At 35.9% G+C, this 16,580-nt stretch carries 16 protein-coding genes; 9 read left to right on the forward strand and 7 right to left on the reverse strand.

Annotated elements, in window-relative coordinates; all coding sequences use genetic code 11:
* Nucleotides 1-16 precede the first annotated feature (16 nt).
* Nucleotides 17-1,138 carry a response regulator gene (locus tag ACMGGO_RS02910; protein ID WP_420281560.1) on the reverse strand — a complete coding sequence of 374 codons (1,122 nt, stop codon included), beginning with the start codon at nucleotides 1,136-1,138 and terminating at the stop codon, nucleotides 17-19.
* A gap of 555 nt (nucleotides 1,139-1,693) precedes the next feature.
* Here ACMGGO_RS02910 and ACMGGO_RS02915 point away from each other — a divergent pair.
* Both ACMGGO_RS02915 and ACMGGO_RS02920 read left to right on the forward strand, forming a co-directional pair.
* Nucleotides 1,694-2,620 carry a helix-turn-helix transcriptional regulator gene (locus tag ACMGGO_RS02915; protein ID WP_420281561.1) on the forward strand — a complete coding sequence of 309 codons (927 nt, stop codon included), beginning with the start codon at nucleotides 1,694-1,696 and terminating at the stop codon, nucleotides 2,618-2,620.
* Between the two features lie 65 nt (nucleotides 2,621-2,685).
* A complete protein-coding gene (locus tag ACMGGO_RS02920; RefSeq protein WP_420281562.1) occupies nucleotides 2,686-3,423 on the forward strand; it encodes an effector binding domain-containing protein in 738 nt (245 codons plus the stop codon).
* Nucleotides 3,424-3,440: 17 nt separating this feature from the next.
* Here the strand turns inward: ACMGGO_RS02920 and ACMGGO_RS02925 are convergent, their stop codons facing one another.
* From ACMGGO_RS02925 to ACMGGO_RS02940, 4 genes are all read right to left on the reverse strand, one after another.
* On the reverse strand, nucleotides 3,441-4,343 hold the full coding sequence (locus ACMGGO_RS02925) for a cation diffusion facilitator family transporter (protein WP_313870504.1): 903 nt from the start codon (nucleotides 4,341-4,343) through the stop codon (nucleotides 3,441-3,443).
* A gap of 191 nt (nucleotides 4,344-4,534) precedes the next feature.
* Complete coding sequence (locus tag ACMGGO_RS02930) at nucleotides 4,535-5,854, reverse strand: hemolysin family protein (protein ID WP_004230815.1); 1,320 nt, start codon at nucleotides 5,852-5,854, stop codon at nucleotides 4,535-4,537.
* Nucleotides 5,855-6,281: 427 nt separating this feature from the next.
* Nucleotides 6,282-6,698 carry a hypothetical protein gene (locus ACMGGO_RS02935; protein WP_048391793.1) on the reverse strand — a complete coding sequence of 139 codons (417 nt, stop codon included), beginning with the start codon at nucleotides 6,696-6,698 and terminating at the stop codon, nucleotides 6,282-6,284.
* A gap of 171 nt (nucleotides 6,699-6,869) precedes the next feature.
* Entirely contained in the window at nucleotides 6,870-7,073 is a 204-nt protein-coding gene (locus ACMGGO_RS02940) for a YheE family protein (RefSeq protein WP_048391848.1), read from the reverse strand.
* Between the two features lie 208 nt (nucleotides 7,074-7,281).
* Between ACMGGO_RS02940 and ACMGGO_RS02945 the strand changes: the two genes are divergently transcribed.
* From ACMGGO_RS02945 to ACMGGO_RS02960, 4 genes are all read left to right on the forward strand, one after another.
* Nucleotides 7,282-8,424, forward strand: coding sequence for a DUF445 domain-containing protein (locus tag ACMGGO_RS02945; protein ID WP_048391791.1), 1,143 nt, complete (start codon nucleotides 7,282-7,284; stop codon nucleotides 8,422-8,424).
* Between the two features lie 15 nt (nucleotides 8,425-8,439).
* Complete coding sequence (locus ACMGGO_RS02950) at nucleotides 8,440-8,787, forward strand: YlbF family regulator (protein ID WP_004230811.1); 348 nt, start codon at nucleotides 8,440-8,442, stop codon at nucleotides 8,785-8,787.
* Nucleotides 8,788-8,928: 141 nt separating this feature from the next.
* Nucleotides 8,929-9,591, forward strand: a complete 663-nt coding sequence (locus tag ACMGGO_RS02955; RefSeq protein WP_420281563.1) for a ribonuclease H family protein — start codon at nucleotides 8,929-8,931, stop codon at nucleotides 9,589-9,591.
* A 119-nt stretch (nucleotides 9,592-9,710) separates the two neighbouring features.
* Nucleotides 9,711-10,622 (forward strand): copper amine oxidase N-terminal domain-containing protein, encoded by a 912-nt coding sequence (locus tag ACMGGO_RS02960; protein ID WP_420281564.1) that lies wholly within the window; start codon nucleotides 9,711-9,713, stop codon nucleotides 10,620-10,622.
* A gap of 50 nt (nucleotides 10,623-10,672) precedes the next feature.
* Here the strand turns inward: ACMGGO_RS02960 and ACMGGO_RS02965 are convergent, their stop codons facing one another.
* The gene (locus ACMGGO_RS02965) at nucleotides 10,673-11,071 is read right to left on the reverse strand and encodes a hypothetical protein (RefSeq protein WP_054548655.1); all 399 of its coding nucleotides are present in this window, start codon (nucleotides 11,069-11,071) and stop codon (nucleotides 10,673-10,675) included.
* A gap of 165 nt (nucleotides 11,072-11,236) precedes the next feature.
* On the opposite strand from ACMGGO_RS02965, the gene ACMGGO_RS02970 reads away from it, so the two are divergent.
* Nucleotides 11,237-12,742 carry a coproporphyrinogen III oxidase gene (locus tag ACMGGO_RS02970; protein ID WP_259949878.1) on the forward strand — a complete coding sequence of 502 codons (1,506 nt, stop codon included), beginning with the start codon at nucleotides 11,237-11,239 and terminating at the stop codon, nucleotides 12,740-12,742.
* 22 nt (nucleotides 12,743-12,764) lie between these two features.
* On the opposite strand, the gene ACMGGO_RS02975 is transcribed toward ACMGGO_RS02970, so the two are convergent.
* The gene (locus tag ACMGGO_RS02975) at nucleotides 12,765-13,862 is read right to left on the reverse strand and encodes a CdaR family transcriptional regulator (RefSeq protein ID WP_054548653.1); all 1,098 of its coding nucleotides are present in this window, start codon (nucleotides 13,860-13,862) and stop codon (nucleotides 12,765-12,767) included.
* Nucleotides 13,863-14,027: 165 nt separating this feature from the next.
* Between ACMGGO_RS02975 and ACMGGO_RS02980 the strand changes: the two genes are divergently transcribed.
* Together ACMGGO_RS02980 and ACMGGO_RS02985 are read left to right on the forward strand one after the other, a co-directional pair.
* Nucleotides 14,028-15,167 carry a glycerate kinase gene (locus ACMGGO_RS02980; protein ID WP_054548652.1) on the forward strand — a complete coding sequence of 380 codons (1,140 nt, stop codon included), beginning with the start codon at nucleotides 14,028-14,030 and terminating at the stop codon, nucleotides 15,165-15,167.
* The gene (locus ACMGGO_RS02985; protein ID WP_048391781.1) at nucleotides 15,168-16,514 is read left to right on the forward strand and encodes a GntP family permease; all 1,347 of its coding nucleotides are present in this window, start codon (nucleotides 15,168-15,170) and stop codon (nucleotides 16,512-16,514) included.
* The last annotated feature ends 66 nt before the right edge of the window (nucleotides 16,515-16,580 follow it).

The following is a 16,580-nucleotide window of genomic DNA, read 5'->3' on the forward strand; positions in this document are numbered from 1 at the left end:
CTTGCCGTTTTTTACATTATTTATGTTGAACAATTAATTTTTTAGATATCTCTAATAATGTAGAACTTGGTGTTAGTGCTAAATCTTCCTCTAGTTTTTGCGTATATGTTTGGAAAATTTTGAGTGCCTGTTCATGAAGCCCTGCCTGTATTAACGTATATAAATAGTGCTCAAGTTTTTGTTCATTATAGGGATCATACTCTATTAATGCATGTAAAAATTCCATAGCTCTTTCAGTATCTGAAAAGACCGTTGTTTGAAACCCTTTTTCTAATAGCTCTATGTATGATTTCATTAATTTATCTTTATAGGCAGTTGACCATTCATAATCATCAAAAACAAATAAGCCATTCTTATAAATAGAAAGACATTGATTAATCAAAGAAATAGAGGGAAATTCAAGTCTTGAAAAATCCTCATGAAGTTTTTGAAAATCGTATAAATCACATACGATATTTGGCTTTTCGAAGATATAGTATTTATTTGAAAAGACAATACAGTTTTCGTAGCCAATTGTATTTAGAGTTTTCCTTAAATAAGATAGAGCTGTATGAAGATTTGATTTGGCTCGTACATAATCTAAATCAGGCCATAGAATTTCAATTAAATAATCTCGATGAATCGGTATATTTGGATGCAAAATAAAATAAGCAAACAATTCTTTTGTCTTTTCTGTTTTAAATGCCACTAAACTATTGTTACTATAGACGGCAAATTGATCGAAGCATTGTACAGTTAAGACAGTTTGTGTAGCCTGTTGAAGCATTTGCTGAATGGAAAATTCATGCTCAATACGGGCTACAGTTTTTTCTAAACGGGCATGACTGATAGGCTTTAATACATAGTCGAGACTGCCAATTTCATAGGCTTGTAATGCAAATTCATGATAGGCGGTAATGAAAATTACACTGACTTGTGGGCGTTCCGTTTTGATAATATCAGCAACTTCAAGTCCTGATAATTCTTGAAGTTTTACTTCTAAAAAGATAGCCTCAAATTCCATAGTTGGTAGTTCATTCAGAAATACTTCTACGCTTGTAAAGGTTTGCATCACCTGTATTTGTTGAAAGGCATGTAGTTTATTTTGAAAATAGTGTAAAGCTAAAGGTTCATTGTCTATTAAAACGGCTCGAATCACATCAAACTCTCCTTTATACAATTAAATTAAAAACATAAAACTCTAGTTCATTTTGGGTGAAAAGGCTTCCTATATATAGTGAAGGGCAAGAAAAGTGAAAATCACTCAACTTTTCTATTAAAAATTTGATGCCAGAAAAAAGCAATTTATGGTGTAGTTCTTTCACGGGTGAGAGTCAATGAATCCCGATGTGTTTGTCACATCGCGTCAAATCCATTCAAAGAAAATTTCGCCGTTCATTATATAGAAGATAAAAGTTTTTTAGTTTGTGTTAAGAGAATTGAAATAATTACTTAGGCGTTAAAATCAAACTATTCTTATACAAAAATGAAACAACATAGTATTGTTAATGAAAGTTGCATATGGGCATAAGCCTTGTTTTTTCTTTTATTGTTAAAATAGTATAATTGTTGTAACAATAATTAGGCGTTATTATAGTACATTTGTCTTAAAAAATACTCAAAAAGTACTTAAAAAATACTTAAAAAGATAGGTTATTAATTAAAATAGAAGTATATATAGGAATAATGGGATGGCAAGAAAGGAGATTTTACCATGAAATTAGAAAGACTTCTAACCATGACGATGATATTAATCAACCGTAAAAAGGTTAAGGCACAGGAATTAGCAGAGTTATTTAATGTTTCGATTCGTACCATTTATCGAGATATTGAAACATTGAGCTGTGCTGGTGTACCTGTTATTAGTCAGCAAGGTGTAAATGGTGGCATTAGTTTAATCGATGGTTATCGTGTTGATAGGCAAGTGTTGACGAAGGATGAGCTCACATCACTTTCTATTGCGATTAAAAGTGCTTTGACTACCTATGAAGATTCCCACGCTGAAGCCGTGCTCGAGAAAATAACGAGTATTGCTGATGATCATGTAAAACAATCGATGGACCATCTATTTGTTGATCTTAGTCCATGGGGACCAAACGCTCTCTTTAAAGAGCTTATTACGACGCTCAAGACAGCTATAGAGAATAATCGTTGCATAAGCTTTCATTATTCTACTACTTATGGTGAACAAACAAGCCGAATAGTCGAACCACATACAATTGTTCAAAAAGGGAAGATATGGTATTTGTATGGCTATTGTACATTAAGAAAGGACTTTCGTTTATTTAAGCTTGCGAGAATGAAACATTTGCTTCAAGCTGATTCTACCTTTGAGCGTAAGGAAGTGAATTTAAGTGAACTCCCTTGGGGTAAAGAATGGCATCGACCACAAAACGTAGTCGATTTAGTCATTTCTTTTGATAAAGACATTACAACATTAGTGGAGGAATCCTTTGGTGCAGAACATATAGACCATGAACAATCTATGATTCATATATCTATACCCGAAGATGAATGGCTTTATGGTTTCTTGTTAAGCTTTGGGCATCGCATTAAAATTATGGAACCACTTTATATAAGAGATATTATTCAAAAACGAGCTTTAGAAATTGTTCAATTATATAAAAATCTAGATAATTGATGACAGACAGTTGTCAGGTTTCCTTTGCTATAGTAAGTACAAATAAAGCGAAAGGTGGAATGACGATGCAAAGCTATTGTCAAAGCTGCGGTATGCCTTTAGTAGAAGAGGCATTATTGGGTACTGAAAAAGATGGGGACAAAATTCTGGAGTATTGTATATATTGTTACGAGGGAGGCAAGTTTAAACAACCCCAGTTAACAGTAGAAGAAATGATCGAAATTTGTGTACCGCATCTTAAGGAAGGTGGTATGCCAGAAAATGAGGCACGGAATATGCTGACTTCCTTTTTGCCAAGTTTGAAGCGATGGAGAAAAAGTGAAGGGAAGGAACCAAAAGTAGTTGAATTAACCGCATTTAACATCGTAGGTATTTCAACTCAAACAAGTAATGCAAATGAAATAACAGAGCATGCTAAAATTCCACAATTATGGGATGACTTTTATCAGCAAAATATTGCGGGCCAAATAGCCGAACGAAAAAATGGCCATGTCTTTGGTTTGTATTCAGACTATGAAACGGATGTGAATGGTAATTATACTCTTACACTAGGAGTTGAAGTAAATAATGATGACATTCCAACAGATTTAGTAGTTAAAATGATTCCAGCAGCTAAGTATCTAGTATTTACATCAGATAAAGGCACGATGCCTGAAGTTGTCATCCAAACCTGGCAAGAGATTTGGGCATGGTTTGCAAATTCTAAAGTTGAACGAACATATACAGGCGACTTTGAACTGTATGATGAACGATCCGCTAATCCACATGAATCACAAGTGGATATTTATATAGCTATTAAATAAGAAAAGTCTCCTACCAATCAATTGGTAGGAGACTTTTCTTCGTTTTGCGGAGGAATGATATATGGCTCAATATGCACTAGAACCTGACAAAAGCGATTTTCACGCATAATGGTATGTTCGATTTCTTCGGTTATGCGATGACTTTCAAAGACATTTAAATAAGGATCTACTGTGACAGTTACGTCGATGAAATACATATTGCCATGGGCACGTCCTTTAAAGTCTAAAAGCTCCATTACCCCGTCCACGTTACGGATTAAGACCGATAACGTTTCAACTTCATCAATATCAAATGCATCTGTAAGACTTTGAACAGCTTCCCAAAAAATTTCTACTGCTGTTTTAATAATTAAAAAGGCAACAATGAGAGCTGTAAGTGAATCAATGATCGGAAAGCCGAAAATGGCTCCAAAAATACCAATGGCTGTACCGATGCTGACAAGTGCATCAGAGCGATTGTCAAAGGCAGCAGCTTTAACAGCGGCACTCTTAATTTTCTTTGATAGTGCCAAATTATAGCGATAAACCACATACATGACAACTGCACTACCTATTGCTACATAGGCTGTTAATAGTGAAGGTGTTGTACCAGTGGGCTCCCACAAGCTTTTTAGGGAACTAACTAATACTTGGAGACCGACAACAAGCATAATGAACGATGCGACTAAAGAGGCAACAGTCTCAGCTCGTAAATGTCCGTATTGGTGGTTGGAATCAGGTGGTCTTTGGGCAATGCGTAAACCAACCAGTACCGCGATGGAAGCAATGATATCAGTTGTGTTATTTAAACCATCTGCTTTTAGGGCCTCAGATGTACCAATGTAGCCTATTGTAAGCTTAGCAGAGCTTAGGATTAGATATGTACCAATGGATAGCCATGCACCTTTTTCCCCTTGACGTAAATTTGTATAGAGCTCCATTTTGTTTCCTCCTCGCAAAACTTTCGGACATTAGAAAACGACCCCCTTTTAAAAAGGGAGTCGTTTCATCTATTTATTACAGTCGTTGCTCCCACCTATATAAGGTGTGAAAAAAAGACCATATTTATAGCCTAGATTATACAAGCGTGCTTCTAATAGTACCACGACAAGTATGGTAAATCAATTCAATTTTAGTCAATGACTGCGTCATATTCATTTGATAAATCACTGTTAGGTAATTTCAGAACTTCTAAGTATAAAATATGGTGACCATCTAATTCTTTTGCGATAAATTCAAAACCTTGCTCTTCAATACTGTCACCTTCGACTGCATCAAAACGCTTCGTCATGAACCAACCACCGATAGTATCAATATCATCATCTTCTATGTCAGTACCAAGCATATCATTTACATTTTCAAGAAGCATCTTAGCATCTAAAATAAAATGATTTTCTGCAATTTCTTGTACTTCCGGGATTTCGTCTTCATCAAATTCATCTTGAATATCGCCGACAATTTCCTCAATAATATCTTCAATCGTCACTAAACCAGATGTTCCGCCATATTCATCCATTAAAATGGCCATATGAATACGTTCACGTTGAATTTTTAGTAATAGATCGTTAATTTGCGTTGTTTCCATCACTCGAATAATAGGTTGCATATAATCAATGACTGGCTTATCACCATTTTTAGGATCTTTAATGTAAGCGGTTAATAAATGCTTCATGTTAACTAATCCAATAATATGATCTTTATCTCCATCCAGAATTGGATAACGAGTATATTGCTCAACACCCATTAAATCAAACACTTCTTTAATTGTTAGCTCTTTTTCTATGCCGACAATTTCAGTTCGAGGAACCATAATTTCTTTTGCAAGACGATCAGAGAACTCGAAAATACTGTTAACATATTCATATTCTGAGTTATTAATTTCTCCACCTTTTAAACTATCCGACAAAATCATACGCAGCTCTTCCTCTGTATGAGCAACTTCTGATTCTGACATCATTTTTAAGCCGAAAAGACCTGTTAAACCACGGGCAGAGCCATTTAATAGCTTAATGATGGGATAGGTAATATTGTGGAAGATAATTAATGGGCCAGAAAAGTTTAATGTGACAAATTCTGCTTTTTGGATGGCTAATGTTTTTGGCGCCAATTCCCCAATAACAACATGCATAAACGTAACGATTGAGAATGCAAGTATGAATGAAAGGATAGATGTAATACTACCATTCAAATTTAGAAATTCAAACACTGGGTGTAAAATGATTTCAAATGTAGGTTCACCTAACCAACCTAAACCAAGTGCAGTGATGGTAATACCTAACTGGCATGCAGATAAGTACTCATCTAAATCTGAAACAACACGTTTTGCATTTTTCGCTTTTTTATGCCCTTCCGCGAGCAATTGATCAATGCGGGTAGATCTCACTTTTACGATTGCAAATTCAGTTGCAACGAAAAATCCAGTCATTATAATTAGTAGGGCGAATGCCGCCAACCTAATGGTTATCTCCAATATGTCTCCGTCCAAATAATTCCTTTGTTCCCGCCCGAATGAGGGAAGTAAACAAAGTGTACACCTCCTATGATTTAAAAAATTGTTGGATGTTTCAATCATAAATTATTTAAAAGAAAAACACAAATATTGACAACAACTTTTTCACTTGTTTTTCATGGATCTTTTGAAAAAATGCAACTAGATTCAAATACCAAAAGATTGTAATTAACATGGCTATATGCTAACTTTAGAAAGATCAAAGATAGTTTGTTTAGGGAAAGAAGCATTTTGCATCTCATATAATACGACACGTCAAAAATCTCAAGAGTGCTTTAGCTTGCGGATTTTTTTAAATGAATTATTTTTTATAGTAAGGGGGAGTCTCAATCGTCATTTGAGACTCCCCCTTTCTAAATGTTTGACCTATTTATTCTTGCTGGAAGCGTAATTTTAAACACGCTTTTTCAACATCATGAACCGTTTCCTTTAAAGGTATTTCACCTGTAAACGGAGCGATAGATACAGGTGCTTTTTCCGTTATGCCTTGCTGTGTTAAAACATAGTTCTTATTATTATACGTTAAATAGAACGTTTTAATCGATTTCTTGCCGAAAGAGCTAGTAGAAGAATCAAAAAAGCCCTTTAGTTGACTGCAATACTCATTGTAAAAGTCGCTTTTATAGCCAGAAAGTTCCTCGAATTTCTTACTATTAACAGCACCCGCTTCATCCACTAATTCGAATATTTTAGCGGAAAATTCTGAAAAAAATTCTTTTACTTTTACACGAATTAACGCTTTTGAATTATAGCTATTTAAGTCATCCGAAAGTGTGACTTTACTCATTGAAATGGCCCCCTGCATAAAAAACATTTACTATTAAGCTGATATCATAAATGTATAAGAAAAATATACAAATTTCAACAGGATTCAACATAATTAGCTTAAATGGCGTGCTATTAATAGTAAATATAGGTATTTTTATACGGGATCACAACGAAAAATTGACTATCAAATTCAATCGTATACATGAAACAGCATAAGTTCATGTATCATTTTTTTAACAACCTCCTCGTCTGATGGAATGGCTCCTATCCACTCAATCGTACCGTCCTTTAAATATTCCGCTTGGTATCGTTCTCGTTGATAAAAAAATGAAATAGACCACCCAGGTAGTTGCGTGTTTTCAAATAGTGGTTTAAAACTGAAATGTTGAATCATCATCAAACCTCGCTTCTTATAGTATGTAGTCATATTATTCAAGTATAAAGATATTTTTGCAACTATTCACTTTTCATAGAAGTAAATAGGATGAGATTGAAATTCTAAAGGGGTATTTCTTTCGTTGAAAATCATTGCTCTGCTATAATGAGTGCAGAAGGCGACAAAATACGCCAATCTTGAATACAATTGAAATGAGAGGATACTAATGGATAATTTTATAGTGACATTACTTTTTATGGCTATCATTGGGGCTGCAATTGGGGGCGTTACAAATCACTTAGCCATTAAAATGCTTTTTCGTCCATATAAAGCGATATATATTAAAAATTGGCGTGTACCGTTTACACCAGGCCTTATACCCAAACGACGTGATGAATTAGCTAAACAGCTGGGTCTTACAGTAGTTAATTATTTACTAACGCCTGAAACATTTAGAAAAAAGTTTTTCTCTAAGGATATTCAAGACAAAGTAGAACACTTTGTGCAAACAAAAGTTGAAGAAACAATCTTTACAAACGACAAAACAATTCAGGATTGGCTAAACTTAGCTGGGTTTGCTCATCTACCTACTACCATTGAACAGAAGGTTGAAGCAATTGTTGAGGGACAATTTTCGTCGGTAAAGAATACACTATCAACAAAATCAATTCGTACGCTGTTATCAGATGATATCCAAAATACAATTGATGCTAAAATTCCAGTAGCAGTTCAGCACATTTTAGAAAAAGGCGAGGATTATTTTTTATCACCAGAAGGTGAAATGACGATAAAGGCAATGATTGATGACTTTTTATCATCAAAAGGGTCTCTAGGCGGCATGATCAATATGTTCTTAGGTGATTCCTCTTCATTAGTTGGGAAAGTTCAACGTGAGCTTGTGAAGTTTTTACAAGCACCAGGAACAACAACATTACTAACAAAAATATTTTCACAGGAATGGGAAAAACTTAAAGATCGACCAGCTATGGACTTTTTGCAAGATGTTCAATTTGACCCCATTTTATCGAAATTACAAGTGTACGTGAAAGAACAATTAGCAATCTCTGAACGTTTAAATCAACCGATTTCTTATTATTGGCCAGAAGGAAATGACTGGGCGAAGTATACCGTGATTCCACAAGCTATAGAAAAAGCTTTTGTGAAGGCAGAGGAAAAACTTGAGGATGTACTAAAACGTTTAAACTTACAAGAGGTTGTGCGAGAGCAGGTTGACTCATTCCCAGTAGAGAAATTAGAGGAGCTTGTATTAGGTATTTCAAAACGTGAGTTTAAAATGATTACTGTATTAGGTGCAGTGCTTGGTGGATTGATTGGGATTGTGCAAGGCTTGATTGTTTACTTTATTTAAAAGGAGATTGTATGAATGATTAATATTTATAATGACATTAATGCGCTAGAAGCAACTTTCCGTAAGATTCCAGAATTTGAAGCGTTAAAAGCTGCTGTTGAAGTTGTTAAAAATGATGAAGAGGCATTAAATGTCTTTAAAAACTTCCGTAAAATCCAAATCGAATTACAGAAAAAGCAATTAGCTGGTGAGGATATTTTGGAGGATGAGCTTGTCTATGCACAAAAAGCGGCACAGCTTGCACAGCAAAATGAAAAAATTTCAACGATGCTTGAGGCAGAAATGAAGGTAAGTAAAGTAATCGAAGAAGTAAATCGCATTTTAATAAAACCTATCCAAGGTTTATATGAAGGAATTCAATAAAAGGTGATAATCGCAATTTAAAAAGGAATAAATTTTCTAGGAATTGCACATATAACAAGTGAGAGGAAAACGTGTATCCGCTATTGGTCGGTACACGTTTTTGCTTTATGTACCAGTTAAAGAGTATGGGAGGTTATGAATATGCATGTCATCATTGAATGGACCTATAAAACACCAAAAGGAGCAACAACAGTTTTACGTTCAGCTGAAATGCCTGCAGCTCAAGCACTTTTACTTGCAGAGGACATGGAAAGAACGGGAAGGGTAAAATCGCTACATTGTATGGATCGGCAAGATACAAATTGGTCACATAAAGAGCTAAAAGCATATTTAAAGGAAATTGATACAGAGCCTCATAATATTACGCTCTATTTTGATGGAGGTTTTGATCGTGGGACAAGGCAAGCAGGACTAGGCTGCGCCATTTATTATGAACAAAATGGTAAACCTTTACGATTGAGAAGGAATGCCTTTTCGTCTGAATTGAAATCAAATAACGAGGCAGAGTATGCAGCGCTTTATTTAGCCTTAGTAGAACTAGAACTTTTAAATGTCCACCATTTGCCTGTGCGTATTATAGGAGATTCACAAGTGGTCATCAATCAACTGAATGGGGAATGGCCAGCATTGGAAAAAGAACTAGCAAGCTGGGCAGATAAAATTGATGCTAAGCTGGAGCAACTTCACATTCAAGCCGAATACCAGCTTGTTTCACGTAAGGATAATTCGGAAGCAGATCGCCTTGCTACTCAAGCTTTAAATGGCATCGATATTACTGGTTTGAGCGAGATTGTTAAAGAATAGGAATAAGAGGTGGCAGTAGATACTGCCACCTCTTTCTCATAAAATCCTCGGTTTGCACTGAAACTTTTTCCATTTTAAAACTACTACTACTATGAATCCAAACAATAAGGAGAGATTTTATGAACATGAAAAAAATAGCACCTGCAGCTATGTCTGCATTATTATTTGGAAGTGCCCTTGTACCGGTAGCTTCAGCAAATGAGCAGCAATCTACAGAAGCGGAGGTTCCACAAATACAAATTGATCCCGTACACATTTTTAATGATACTCGTGGTACTGTGGAAGATGTTCGTATTGAGGAAAATATTACATATTACACAGTAAAAGAAGGCGAGCAAACAAATGTATTAGAAATTACTAAAGATACTCTCGTGTTCGACAATACTGGGAAGAAAGTGGAGCTACAAAAGGGTGATAAAGTATTAGCTTATACCTTTGCTAACAAACCGCAAAAATATATTTATCCACCACAATTCAATCCAGAGGTTGTCATCGTTGAAACAGAAGAAGTTGGTTTTGTAGAAGTGGATTATTTCTTTGAAGATTTAACTAATACGTATGATATTTTAAAATTAAATATTGGGAAAGAAACAGAGCTATTCAATGAAAAAGGTGAAAAGGTGGACGCTAAAGATTTAGCAGAGAAGCATCTGATTGTTTTCTATACGGCCTCTACTAAAAGTATCCCAGCTCAAACAACACCATCTAAAGTAATTGTACTGGACGATGATTCCTCAACTACTAAGAATCCAATAAATGAAGAAATTGATAATATTATCGCATCAGATTCTTATGAAGTAGCTGGTACAAAAATGGTGCCATTACGTGTGATCGCTGAAAAGCTTGGCTTCAAAGTGGATTCTACAGGCAAGGGGGCAATCCTTTCAAAAGGGAATATGTCTTACACAATTACTCGCGGTGAAAAAACATTTGGCTATAATAAGGCATTACGTACACTAACAGTCGCACCGACTTTAAAAAATACAAAGACATATGTACCTGTTGAATTTGTGGATGAATATTTAAAATAATTAAGAAAATAGTATGCCAACAATGCTTGGCATACTATTTTTATTTGTGGTTACTCAGCCATTGCTAGAGCGTAATGGTTCTTTGAGGAAATAAAGGCTGGATACTTTTTCGCAAATTGTTGGAGACATTGTTTAAAGGATATTGTACTCATGAAGTTTTTAGCTAATACCATTTCATCTGAATACAATAAAAATTGCTGAAAATGCTGTTGAATAAATACCCTTGTCTTTTCATAATGCTTGTTAATTGAAATAGCGCCATAGATTTCTTGTTGATCAATAATATAAATAAAATCACAAAGTACTTTATGTGTGCCGTAATTAAGTTTTACCGTGACATATAATGTTTTTTCGTCACAGCGCTCTAAATCAAAATGGTGGAATGCTACTTCTACTTGATGAATAAAGCTCGAAACAGATGTATAATTGTCATTTTTTAAAATAAACATTCTCGACACCACCTTTTCTGAAAATTATAATGACAAAAAAATAGTTTGTCTATATTTAAACTGAATATTCTGTTATTTTATAGATTCTAATTGTTATTTTGCTTATAGTCATAGAAATTTGTTAAACTTAAATCTGCAATATATAAAAGAAGAGAGCGAAACGAAATGAAAATTATTCATATAGATCAAAAATATCCTGAAGATTGGATTCGCGTATTAAATCATATTGCGAATTTATTTTTTGAGGATTCCAAGCTGAAGGTTGAACCAATGGGAGCAGATATGTCTGCTACATTTGACTATCAGACTGGAGACGATTTTTCCATTTCTACAAAAGCAAACTTGATTGTAGATGGTAAGCAATACACGAATGAGTACAGTATTCAATATGAGTCCCCGGCAACAGATCGTGAGCTAAATATTCGCATAAAACGTGCATTGTCACATGTATTTTTAGATGTTCTTGAACAGCATACTGGAGTGCATCAGCAATGGGGGATTTTAACGGGTGTACGCCCAACAAAGCTGTATCATAAATTTAGAAAAGAAGGTAAAAGTGAGCAAGAAATTGCTGATCTATTAATTCGAGATTTCCGCTTATCAAAGGAAAAAGTTGGACTATTAAAGGAAATTGTGGACCGACAACTAGTGACCATTCCTGATCTTGATGCCATTGGACAAGAAATCAGTGTTTATATTGGTATTCCATTCTGCCCTACCAAATGTGCATATTGCACTTTCCCAGCCTATGCGATTGGTAGTAATCGTAAGCAAGGGCGTGTTACGACTTTTTTAGATGGCTTGCATATTGAATTGCGCGAAATGGGCAAATGGCTGAAGGACAATGATATGAAAATCACCTCCATTTATTGGGGTGGTGGTACACCGACTTCAATTGAGGCCGATGAAATGGATGCCTTATATCAAACGATGTATGAATCATTCCCTAACCCTGAAACAATTCGAGAGGTGACAGTTGAAGCAGGAAGACCTGATACCATCACACCAGAAAAATTAGAAGTACTAAAAAAATGGGGTATTGATCGTATTAGTGTAAATCCACAATCTTATACTGATGAAACATTAAAAGCAATTGGTCGTCATCACACAGTCCAGGAAACCATTGATAAGTTTTGGCTTGCAAGAGAATCAGGTATGAACAATATCAATATGGATCTTATAATTGGGCTACCGAATGAAGGGATTGAAGAATTCCAACATTCATTAGAGGAATCGGCAAAAATGCAGCCAGAGTCTTTAACTGTTCATACGCTATCATTTAAACGTGCTTCAGAGATGACGCGTAATAAGGATAAATACAAAGTAGCCGACCGTGATACGGTAGCTGAAATGATGGAAATGGCACGAATTTGGACAAAAGAAAATGATTATGTTCCATACTATTTATATCGTCAGAAAAATATTTTAGGTAATTTAGAAAATGTCGGCTATAGTAAAGCGGGAGAAGAAAGTATTTATAATATCGTTATTATGGAAGAAGTGCAGACAATCTTAGGAATTGGCTGTGGGGCATCCTCAAAATTTGTTCATCCCGAAACAGGGAGAATTACACAATTCCATAATCCGAAAGATCCTGCTGCCTATATCATGACCTTTGAAGAGGCTATTGGGAAGAAAATAGAATTTTTAAATGAATTATATAAGGCTTAATGATGAAGGCAATCTGATCTGTTCAGATTGCCTTCATTGTTTGTAGTGTTCGTAATGTACAGGCCATTTTTAGCAGAACAGCATCCTCAAAGTATTGCGGATCATAGCCTGTTAATTCCCTTATTTTATTTAAACGATAAGTAAGTGTATGTCGATGAATATTCAATTGCTGAGCACAATGCTTTAGCTGTAAATTACAATCAAAAAACGATTGTAATGTTTCCAATTGTTTAGCGTCTAAATTTTTGAGTACACGACGGTAAAATGCTTGTACCTCCTCCGATTCACGAGGTTTAAAAAGGGAATATAACTCGACATCTTCAAAAAAAGTCAATTCATTATTGATTGCAGCAAATTTTAGAGCTGTTTTGGCACCTTGGTAGCTATAGGGAAGCTGAGATAAATGTTGAACCACAGGCCCTACACCAATTTGAAGGGAGGGAAGTTTCTGCTTCTGCTTACGCAGTGCTTTTATAATAGGACGGCAATTTTGCTCCATACAACTTGTTAGTAGGATATAGTATTCCTGTAATTGGCTATGACCAGCAAGAATAGGCTGTTTGTAAAATAGATCCTCAAAAAAGAAGGGTATTGTATTTTCTGCGTAGGATGCTTCATTTAAGCTCACTAAAATCACCTGAAAAGGGCCAGAAAGAGCAAATGGTAATTTCTGAATCCGTTCAGTTAAGGTTCCGTCTAGCTTACTTCCATGAACGAGTGCTTCAAATATGTAATCGTTATTCTTTCGTTGCCATTCGCTTTTAGATTCAACAATCGCTTGATGGGCCATAATCTCTGTTGTGAGTTGAACGAGATTAGCAATTTCAAGCATATCCTCTGAATCTCCTGTAATACCTATAACACCTACAACCTCATCTTGGTACATAATTGGCATATTGATGCCTGGTTTTGTGTTTGGATAAAGTGCTATATTTTCCTCATTTATAATTAGAGTCTCTTTTGTCTGTGCTACGTATAGTGCACCTTCATGAATATTTTCCACCCTCATTTTATCCCCAGAAGCTAAAATGACTCCACTTGGGCTGATAACATTAATATTGTGACGCAAGCGCAACATCGTTTGATGGACGATGTCTTCTGCTAACTTTTTTGTCAACATGTTTATACACCTCGCATAAAAAAAAGCCTGTTATATGACAGATAAATTGTACACCTATTATAATGTTTTCTGAATTTATTGTCATTATAATAAATTGTAAGCGCTTAACTTAGGGATATGAAAATTTACGTAAATGTCAATGGACGACATAAGTGGAGGTATATCATGAAAGTTATCATTAGTCCAGATTCCTACAAGGGTACTCTGTCAGCAGTTGAAGTAGCAAAGGCAATGCAAAAAGGAATCTTAGATGTGGATCATTCAATTGAAACAATTATACTACCAGTGGCAGATGGTGGTGAAGGTACACTGCACTCACTTATTGCCTCTACAGATGGCCGATATTGCTCAGCAACTGTGCTTGATCCATTGGGAAGAGCTATCCAGGCTCAATATGGTGTACTGGGCGATCAAGTAACCTGTGTAATAGAGATGGCTCAAGCATCTGGTATTATGCTGTTACAAGAAAGTGAGAAAAATCCTGAACTTGCTACATCTTATGGCACAGGACAATTAATTAAAGCCGCACTTGATCAAGGTTTTAGAAAATTTATTATTGGCATTGGTGGGAGTGCTACAAATGATGCGGGTACTGGTATGTTACAAGCATTAGGTGTGCGGTTATTATCAGCGGAAGGGGTGGAACTTGAGGCTGGTGTTTCTAACCTTATGCAATTAGATGTCATAGATATGAGTCTACTAGACACTAGATTAGCAGAATCAACATTTACGATTGCCTGTGATGTGGATAATCCGCTTATTGGTGAACGAGGAGCCACTGCCATCTTTGGTCCACAAAAGGGTGTTCAAAAACACCAGGTCGCTGAATTTGATCGTTGTTTAAAGCATTTTGCAGATATTGTTGAAGCTCAATTTGCTATACGATTACATGACTATAAAGGTGCTGGAGCCGCTGGGGGAATGGGGGGCGCATTAATCGCTTTTTTAAAAGGAACCTTCCATGCAGGAATTGACCTTGTGCTGGACGCTGTACAACTTCAGGCTCATTTAGCAGAAGCACAGTTAGTGATAACGGGTGAAGGAAAATCTGATCTTCAAACATTACATGGTAAGGCACCATTAGGTGTAGCCAAAGCTGCAAAGCAAGCGAATGTAGAGGCGATGCTGCTGTCTGGAGGAATTGATACCAAGGCGAATACAGCATTACAAGCGTATTTTACAGTTGTTGAGTCATTGGTAGATGAGGAGATTGATGTGCAGCAGGCAATGCAAGAACCTGCACACTTTATTCGGTTAAAAACTAAAAGAATGATAGAGCGTTACTTACAAAAGGGGGATGTCTAGATGTTGTTCATTATTATATTAATAGGGGTATTGTTTGTTGTCTTAGGAACAGCTAAGTTAAAGCTTCATCCGTTTTTAGCTTTATTAATCAGTGCTTTCTTCGTTGGAATTGCTTCAGGTATGCCATTGTTGACAGTAGTGGAAAGCATTAATACTGGATTTGGAGGCTTAATGACAAGTATTGGTTTAGTCATTATTGCTGGTACTATTATAGGCTTAATATTAGAAAAATCAGGTGCTGCTTATCGAATGGCAGAAGTAGTGTTAAGAATTGTAGGACCTAAACGTCCACAATTAGCGATGTCTTTAATTGGCTATATCGTATCCATACCAGTATTTTGTGATTCTGGCTTTATTATTTTATCCAGCTTGCAAAAATCATTAGCAAAGCGAGCAAATGTTACGATTGCATCTATGGCAGTAGCTTTAGCAACTGGCTTATTTGCGACGCATGTATTAGTACCACCAACTCCAGGGCCTATTGCAGCAGCAGGAAATATTGGCGCAGCAGATTATTTAGGAACAGTCATTGTCATTGGTTTATTAGTCGCGATACCAGCGACATTCGTAGGTTATCTATGGTCAGTAAAAGTTGCGACAAAAATTCGCGTTCCTGAAGATGAGGTAGAGGCATTAGATTATGAGGAAGTCATTAAATCCTTTGGTAAAATGCCCTCAACATTTAAAGCATTTTTACCAATCGTTCTGCCGATTGTGTTAATTGGTTTGGGTTCTATAGCAGCATTAGTTGGTGATACGGAAGCGACTTTCAATACCATCTTTAAATTCTTAGGTTCTCCAACAGTGGCCTTATTTTTAGGTGTAGCAGCAGCCTTTTTATTATTACCTGAAATCAATGAAACGACATTAACAGGTTGGATTGGCGAAAGTCTAAAAGAAGCCGCACCAATTTTACTTATAACAGGGGCTGGTGGTTCGTTTGGAACTGTTATAAAAAATGCTGGTGTTGGAGAAATGCTTCAAGAAATGGATTTAGGTATGTTTGCCTCAGGTACATTATTCCTTCTTGTGCCGTTTATAGTAGCAGCAGCGTTGAAAACGGCTCAAGGTTCTTCTACAACAGCTCTTGTGATTACATCTACTTTAGTAGCCCCGATGCTTGTGACATTGGGGATTGATGGAGCGGTACCATTAGCATTAGTGGTGATGGCAATAGGTGCAGGAGCAATGACAGTTAGCCATGTGAATGATAGCTTCTTTTGGGTGATTACGCAGTATAGTGGTATGGAAGTAACACAAGCCTATAAAGCCCAAACGGTGGCCACATTACTCCAAGGGCTTGTGACTATTATTATTACGATGATTTTATGGTGGATATTTGTTTAAAGTAAAAGGAGAGCAGCCCATGGCTAGCTCTCTTTTTGTATAATAGGAGAATAGAAAGGAAGTTAG

Origin of the sequence: Lysinibacillus sp. BNK-21, from assembly GCF_048684915.1 — a bacterium.
GTDB classification, from domain to species: Bacteria; Bacillota; Bacilli; order Bacillales_A; family Planococcaceae; genus Lysinibacillus; species Lysinibacillus capsici.